Here is an 8,368-nt window from a genome sequence, read left to right on the forward strand (position 1 = left end):
TGCATCTTGATGTTATATAGTAACATCGGCATATGGATATTTAATTATGAAACTTGCTGGCGTTATCCCTGTGATACTCCTTTGTCTTGTGAGTTACTCTCCACAAGTGCAACCACAGGTTGCTCAACCAGTCAAGAATAAGAATGCAAATACACAGAACCGCCTTGAGAAATTGAACTTTCCACGTAGTGGCGCACCTGTCGGTCGCCGCCAAGGAGGGGCAAGACGTAATGGCTGTCCAGACTTGAAACAGCCCGTGACTGCATTAGTTCCAGGTGAGGGAACTGTCAATGAAGCGATATCTTTCTTATCATTAACAGTCTCCGAGTATCCAACCTTTTGGGTTTATCTTCCCGACTTACCCACTAACTTGCGTTCTGGAGAGTTTGTGTTTCAGGACGAGAGGGGTAAAAATATCTACAAGACACCTTTGAAGCTGCCTGATAGGTCTGGTATCATTGGCATTACTCTGCCACAAAATCCGCAATATGCGCTCAAGCAAGACAATAAGTATCAATGGTACTTCAAAGTTTATTGTGGCAACCCGGAAAACGCATCTGATTACTATTACGTAAAAGCATGGGTGCAAAAAGTTGCGCTCACCCCGAATCTTGAAAGTCAGTTAAAGGCGGCAAAACCAAAAGAATACACTGCTTATGCTGTTAATGAGATTTGGCAGGATGCTGTTACGAATTTAGCTGATATGCGTCGTACTAATTCAGGTTCATCCGTGCTTGCACAGGATTGGACTGATTTGTTAAAAGCCGTTGGTTTGGAAGAGTTTGCTACTGCGCCGATTGTTGGGCGTTATGGTATGGAAAGATAATCGTGATTTTGCACTCATGTAGATAAACAGAGTGTTATAATTTTGATAGAGAAAATGTTGTAGCATTAACCTATCATAAGTACAGCCCACCATAAATGAGGTACGGAATTCGCTGCTTAAATGAACTTCGTTCAAAGTCATCAGAATTTTGATTTCCAACCCCTTTTTGTGGTGAGGTGTAATAAGTATTTTATCAATTAGAACCAAGCACTTAACAGGGCGCTGACTTAACCACAACTTATTAAAGAGCCATATTTGAGATGAATCGATATTGGCAGGGTTGGTGTTGGAGGTTGGCGTTAGAGAATTTGTTAGTGGTGGGGGGGCGATAAGCCAGAGGCTTGACGCAGAGCGTATCGCGCAGTTTTGTACCTTAACCCAGTTCACCTCCAATGCTAGTCAAGATAAACAAATCTCAAATCTCTCTCTACACATCAAGTAACTCTAACGGAGTTGAATCACTAATTAATCAGGGAGTAATGAACGTGGAAACTATTAAAGGCACTTCTGGAAACGATAACCTAAACTATAGTGTACGAAAAGATGACCTATTAATATACGGCTTACAAGGCAATGACACTATCACAGGTGGATCGGGGGACGATACCTTAGCTGGGGAATTTGGCGATGACATTCTCACTGGTGGTGCGGGTCGTGATATCTTTGAACTTTATTACTCAGGTGGCGGTATCGATCGCATTACAGACTTCAAACCTGGTGAGGATCTTATTGTTGTTAGGACTGCCCCGCATAATAGCAAGGATGATAATGATAATTATCAGCGATTATTGTCCGTAACCAAAGATGTACTGAATGAAGGTGTTGCCATCAACTCTACTCAGTTTACAACTCCTCCACTAAACATTGGCTCGAGTAAAAGCGTTGTGCAAGTTAATAATGGCAGTTTAACGTACCATACAGACACTGGTGCTCTATTTTATGATACGCAGCAGATAGCCTTGCTAGCTCCTAAGCTTGGCTGGGGTGATATTACTTCTTCTATCGTGACTACAACAAGCCCAGTTTAAGTACTTTCAAGGGCTAGGAGATAAATTCTGTGACATCAAGAAGTTGGCTCACTCAGGCTTACCAGTTAGGATTGTCAGGCTTGCTGATTCTAGTTGGGTTGCTCCCAGGAAAAGGGGGCGATAGCACCTTAGCTCAGGTAACAGCCGATCCCTCTTTGGGAACTCAAGTTACAATCAACGGTACTACCCTGGAAATCACGGAGGGTAAAACCGTTGGCAATACAAATCTATTCCATAGTTTCAGCAACTTTAGTGTTAAGAATGCCGAGGTAGCCAGTTTTCTTAATGCCTCTAACATCAAAAATATTTTGGTACGAGTTACAGGGGGAAACGCCTCTGACATCCAGGGAACACTTCAGGCGAAGGGTAAAGCTAATCTCTTTCTCATAAACCCCAGTGGTATCTTATTTGGTCGGGATGCCCAATTAAGGATTGGCGGTTCATTTATAGCAACAACAGCCAATGCTATCCAGTTTCCTGGCGGTGGAGAATTCTCTATGACTTCACCCGTCAATCCGCTTAACCCCTTGCTGACAGTAAATCCCTCCGCATTTCTATTCAATCAAATTCCATCTGGATCTACTAGCTCGATTCAAGTAAATAGAGCTAGTAGATTATCTGTTCCTCAAGGTCAGAGTTTACTGCTAGTGGGCGGCGATGTGAAGTTGGACAGAGCGATACTACAGGCAGAAGGTGGTCGAATTGAATTAGGAGGATTAGCAGGAGTAGGAACAGTAGGGTTAAACATTGATAGTAGCAATGGTCGCAACAATTTCCGCCTAGATTTTCCCCAAGGAGTGCAACGAGCAGATGTCTCTCTCACCAATGCAACTAGAGTAACCGCTACTGGCACAGGCGGAGGCAGTATTCAGCTTTCAGGCAAGCGTATCATACTTACCAATCGTTCAAATGTTACGGTTAATAACCTCGGCTCAGAACCCGGAGGAACATTAGTGGTGAACGCATCAGAGTTGGTAGAACTTTTGGAACGAAGCCGTCTGTTGGCTGAGACACTAGGATCTGGAAATGCTGGTGAATTGAGGATTGAAACTGGGCAGTTGATTCTTCAGGATGGAGCACAAGTCTCTGCTGTCACTCGTAACAAGGGACGGGGAGGAACTTTGTCCGTGAATGCAAGGGACTCTATCCAAGTTATTGGAATATCGGCTGAAGAACGCAGTGGCTTGTTTACTTCAACAAGAGCGTCTGGAGATGCCGGAGACATAAGGATTGAAACAGGACAGCTGATTGTTCGGGATGGAGGACAGATAGCAGCTAGTGCTCGTATGCGTAGCCAGGGCAAAGGGGGAACGATTGACGTACGCGCCTCTGACAAAGTGGAACTGAGCGGAACGGCACCAAATGATGGCGAACCCAGTGGCTTGTTTGCTCGATCTCTAAGTAGCGGTGTTGCTGGAGACATAAGCATTGCTACTGGACAGTTGATAGTTCGGGATAAAGCTCAAGTCACTGTAAGTGCGGTAAACTCAGGGAATGCAGGCAACCTTCAGATTACATCTCCCTCGATCCGGTTAGACAACAAAGGAGCCATTGTAGCTGAAACCGCATCCGGTAAAGGTGGGAATATTACGCTGCAAGGTCTGGACTTATTGCTCATGCGCGGCAACAGTCAGATATCTACTACAGCAGGTAAAGCTGGTGGTGGTGGTGATGGTGGCAACATCATTATCAATGTCCCCAAAGGTTTCATCGTTGCCAGACCCGGTGAAAACAGTGACATCACCGCTAATGCCTTTGAGGGCAGTGGTGGCAGAGTCACAATTAACGCTACTGATATTTTTGGAATCGCACCCCTCAATAGCCAAGAACTTAAGAGATTGCGTCCTGACGATTCAGACCCCACTAAATTACAGACAAACGACATCACTGCTATCTCGCAAACAAACCCTTCTTTAAGTGGCACTATAGAAATCAACACACCCGATGTAGACCTCAACACCGGCTTAGTCACCTTACCATCAGTACCAGTTGACACCAAACTCGCCCAAAGCTGCAACTCCCCCAACTACGCCCAAAGCAGTTTTATCATCACCGGGCGCGGCGGCTTACCTCCAAACCCCAAAGACATTCTCACACCTGACGCCGTGCAAGTAGATTGGGTGACTCTCAACCCAAACAGTGACAAGAGCAACACTCCATCTGTTTCCACACCAACAAAGCCTACGCCAGAACCCATAGTTGAAGCAACTGGGTGGGTGTTCAACGCTAAAGGCGAGGTAGTCTTCACAGCTGATGCACCCACCACCACGCCTCGCAGTTCTTGGAACAAGCCCGCTAAGTGTCGTACTTAAATTTTCCTTTCATGAACTTTTGTTAAGAAATAGAAGTTTTTGCATAAAACTCGTGTATTAAGAAACCGAGAAGCAAACAGAGGTACTTTGAGTAGCACTAGATGTGGTTTACTTTGTACTAGTGCCATAACCATTGTTTAGCAACGCCAAACGCTTGGGGGGAGTGCAATGTCCGGAATGATTACTCGTTGGGGTTGGTTCTTAGGTATTGCCATAGGTGGTGCGTATGCTTTCTTTGCAAATTGTGCTCTTGCCCAAATCACTCCAGACGGCACTTTACCTAATAACTCCAACGTCACAGAGTCGGGGAACACCAGCGTTATCACTGGAGGAACGCAAGCCGGAAGCAACTTGTTCCACAGTTTTAAGGAGTTCTCTGTTCAAACTGGTGGCGCTGCTTTCTTTAACAATGCTGCGGATGTTCAAAATATCATTAGTCGGGTAACGGGTGGCTCAGTATCTAATATCGATGGGTTAATTAAAGCTAACGGGACAGCTAACGTGTTTATAATTAATCCCAATGGGATTATTTTTGGTCCCAATGCCAGTTTAAATATTGGAGGTTCGTTTATTGGTAGCACTGCCAGCAGTATAAATTTTGCCGATGGTACTAAATTCAGTGCCACTCCATCACCAGATAAACCCCTATTGACGATAACTGCACCTATTGGACTCGGTCTGGGCACAAATCCAGGGGAAATTAAGGTACAAGGACTTGGGCACGAATTTGCATATGATTCGGCTATTATCAAGTATAGTTTTGCTGCTGATCCAGGAAAACCCCGTCCTCGTCTTAACAGTAGCGTTCCGGGATTGGAGGTAGAGTCGGGGAAAACTTTAGCTCTGGTGGGGGGTAAAGTATCTGTTGAGGGTGGTGTTCTCAAGTCACCAGCAGGACGGATTGAAATCGGCAGTGTTGGCAGCAACGGGGCTGTGAGTCTCGTCTCGGTACCAGAAGGTTGGAAGCTGGGTTATGAAGCCGCTCCCAGTTTTGCAGACATCCAATTCTCTGGGAAATCGTTCGTAAGTACTACAGGAGTGGGCGGTGGTGCCATTGCGATCGCCGGTAAAAACATCAATTTCACCGAACAGTCCATTCTACGAGCTGATACGCTTGGTGACAGAAATGGAGGAGAAATCAGCTTTGTCGGCAAAGAAATAGTTATCAATCAGTCCGATATCAGCTCTAATAGTTTCAGTTCGGGGAATACCGGACAAATAATAGTGGTTGCTAACAACTCTATCAGGCTTGAGAATAAGTCTGGTTTGGGTACTCGCGTACAAGAAACGGGAAAAGCTGGAGACATTACCTTACAAGCTGATTCTATTTTTATCGGTAACTACAGTGGTCTAAGCAGTAATACTGATGGTGCAGGTAACGCCGGACGGATGGAAGTTAAAGCTAATTCTTTAGTGATTGAAGACGGATATGGTTTGGTTAACGGTACGGGGAACGATAGCACAGGTAACGGTGGAGAAGTCAACATTAATGTCGCAGGTCCTATGGAGCTACGGGCTTCAAGTATAGATACTTACTCTTTTGGTCAGGGTAACGCTGGAAAAATCGACATGAGCGCAAATTCTTTGCGGATTGAAGGCGGAGGGGCGATCGTTAGTCGTACAGAGAAAAATAGTACAGGTAAAGCCGGAGAAATCAACATTAATGTCGCAGGTCCTATGGTGGGAAATCGAGCAGGTATAGTGACCAATACCCAGACGGGTAACGCTGCAAAAATCAGCATTACTGCAAATTCCTTGTTGATAGAAAATTCGGGAGTCTATAGTCGTACGTTTATCACAGGTAACGCCGGAGAAATCAACATTAATGTCGCAGGTTCTTTTGAGAGCAAGTCTTCAGGTATATATACTGACGTTTATGGCACGACGGGTGACGCTGGAAAAATCAACATCTATGCAAATTCCTTGCTGCTTGACAGTTCGCGGATCAATAGCCAGGCGCTTCAAGAATATAGCACAGGTAACGCCGGAGAAATCAACATTAATGTCGCAGAGCGTATGGTGTTACGGAACCCTAAAGGTATTTTTACTAACTCCGTTGGTAAGGGTGACGCAGGAAAAATCAGCATCTACGCAAATTCTTTTGAGCTTGAAAATTCGCCCATCAATAGCAGTACAAGTAACACCACAGGTAAAGCCGGAGAAATCAACATTAATGTCGCAGGTCCTATGGTGATAAACACAGCAGATATCAGTACCAACACCTTGGGCACGGGTAATGCTGGACAAATTACAGTTACTGCTGAATCTTTGAAAATTAATCGTGGTGGAATTGTTGCAACAACCTCAGGTAGTGGCAATGCAGGAAACTTGAGTGTGCGAACAAAAACCTTGGTTATTGACAATCAAGGGAGATTAGAAGTTAAAAGTACTGGTGATGGCAATGCTGGTACTTTGAATATCGTGGCAGATACCATTCAACTTGATAATCAAAGTCGGATTAATGCAACGTCCACAACGGGTAAGGGTGGAGATCTTCGGCTACAGATAGGAAACTTACTTTTATTGCGTCGTGGAAGTTCCATCTCCACCTCTGCGGGTAATGATAACAAAGGTGGTGATGGTGGTAACATTACTATCAATGCTCCCTCGGGCTTTATCGTTACCGTCCCTAATGAGAATAGTGACATCACTGCCAATGCGTTTAGTGGCACTGGTGGGAAAATCACAATTAACGCTACTGATATTTTTGGAATCGCACCCCTCAGTAGCCAAGAACTTAAGAGATTGCGTCCTGACGATTCAGACCCCACTAAATTACAGACAAACGACATCACTGCTATCTCGCAAACAAACCCTTCTTTAAGCGGTACAGTAGAACTCAACACACCCGATATTGACTTAAACAGTGACTTAGTCAACTTACCATCAGTACCAGTTGACACCAAACTTGCCCAAGGTTGCAACTCTCCCAACTACGCGAAAAGCAGTTTCATTTACACTGGACGCGGCGGCTTACCACCTAACCCAAAAGATATTCTTACACCTGACGCCGTGCAAGTAGATTGGGTGACTCTCAACCCAAACAGTGATAAGGGCAACAGTCCATCTGTTTCCACAAATCCAACAAACCCCACGCCAGAACCCATAGTTGAAGCGACTGGGTGGGTGTTCAACGCCAAAGGAGAGGTAGTTTTCACAGCTGATGCACCCAATACCACGCCTCGCAGTTCTTGGCAAACACCAGCTAAGTGCCGTAGCTAGATTTTAGATCAACATAATTCATAACCGAGTTCAAGATGGAGGCGCTAACAGCGTTACTAGAAGGTTCAGAAGTAGAGAATGCAGTATTGCTTCTAGAATAAAAATACGTTCGCACACAAAATATGGTATTTAACAATAAATGTGTCATTAACGCCAGAACTTGAGCAGTTTGTTCAAACTCAGGTAGAAAGTGGTAGATACGCCTCTGCACAAGAAGTCGTCCTGGCGGCTTGGCATCGCTAAAATTTTAATTGATGCGATTCTACCGTACCTTAGGAGAATATTTATCATGAGTCAATATGTTTTACTTCGGATTCAAGCTATTCAAGAAGAATTAGAAGCATTAAAAAAAACTGTTATTCATCAACTTGAAGGTTCTCGAAATAAAACTCAAATCAAAGGGTTGTGGAAAGATGTTCTTGTCACTGATGAAGATTTAGAATCAGCTGAAAAAGCAGTTTTTCGGGATGTCATTCAGTGGGAAGATTAGGTGATAAATGGATACTTATGTGGTGGATACTCATGCGTTAGCTTGGTTTGTCAGTGAAGATAAACGATTATCGCCAACAGCAACACAAATTCTCTGTCAAGCTGAAACGGGAGAGGTTCAGGTTTTAATCCCTACATTAGTTCTCGCAGAACTGACTCATATAGCTCAAAAAAAGAAGATAGCGGTTACAATTGAAACATTACTTGAAAAAATTAATCAAGGAGATGGATTTAATATTGTCTCTTTTGATTTTCCTATTTTTCAGACAATGCTGCAACTACCGGAAAATTGGGATATTCATGATCGGATTATCGCTGCTACAGCGAGTTACTATCAAGCTATCCTGATTACGAGAGATGAAATGTTACGGGATTCTTATGAAGTTAAAACTGTTTGGGATTAAAATAAACTGCAATGCAATAAACAGTTGAAGGGATATAGGATTCCTATTTGAGTTTTGACGAAGCTAGGTACACCTTTATTTCTTCTT

The 8,368-nt window shown here is 44.0% G+C and carries 7 protein-coding genes; all 7 read left to right on the forward strand.

What is annotated here, in order from left to right; genetic code table 11:
- The first annotated feature begins 46 nt into the window (after positions 1-46).
- The 7 genes from AC5590_RS27820 (at position 47) to AC5590_RS27850 (ending at position 8,281) form a co-directional block, all read left to right on the forward strand.
- On the forward strand, positions 47-826 hold the full coding sequence (locus tag AC5590_RS27820) for a DUF928 domain-containing protein (protein ID WP_169266561.1): 780 nt from the start codon (positions 47-49) through the stop codon (positions 824-826).
- Positions 827-1,311: 485 nt separating this feature from the next.
- Positions 1,312-1,854: a calcium-binding protein gene (locus AC5590_RS27825; RefSeq protein WP_246163492.1), complete on the forward strand. Its 543-nt coding sequence runs from the start codon at positions 1,312-1,314 to the stop codon at positions 1,852-1,854.
- 29 nt (positions 1,855-1,883) lie between these two features.
- Positions 1,884-4,166 (forward strand): two-partner secretion domain-containing protein, encoded by a 2,283-nt coding sequence (locus AC5590_RS27830; protein WP_169266563.1) that lies wholly within the window; start codon positions 1,884-1,886, stop codon positions 4,164-4,166.
- A 168-nt stretch (positions 4,167-4,334) separates the two neighbouring features.
- Entirely contained in the window at positions 4,335-7,388 is a 3,054-nt protein-coding gene (locus tag AC5590_RS27835; protein ID WP_169266564.1) for a two-partner secretion domain-containing protein, read from the forward strand.
- A 141-nt stretch (positions 7,389-7,529) separates the two neighbouring features.
- Entirely contained in the window at positions 7,530-7,631 is a 102-nt protein-coding gene (locus AC5590_RS27840) for a ribbon-helix-helix domain-containing protein (RefSeq protein WP_246162584.1), read from the forward strand.
- Between the two features lie 46 nt (positions 7,632-7,677).
- Positions 7,678-7,878: a hypothetical protein gene (locus AC5590_RS27845; protein WP_169266565.1), complete on the forward strand. Its 201-nt coding sequence runs from the start codon at positions 7,678-7,680 to the stop codon at positions 7,876-7,878.
- A gap of 7 nt (positions 7,879-7,885) precedes the next feature.
- Positions 7,886-8,281 carry a type II toxin-antitoxin system VapC family toxin gene (locus AC5590_RS27850; protein WP_169266566.1) on the forward strand — a complete coding sequence of 132 codons (396 nt, stop codon included), beginning with the start codon at positions 7,886-7,888 and terminating at the stop codon, positions 8,279-8,281.
- The last annotated feature ends 87 nt before the right edge of the window (positions 8,282-8,368 follow it).

Source organism: Brasilonema octagenarum UFV-OR1 (assembly GCF_963888615.1).
Classification (GTDB): Bacteria; Cyanobacteriota; Cyanobacteriia; order Cyanobacteriales; family Nostocaceae; genus Brasilonema; species Brasilonema sennae.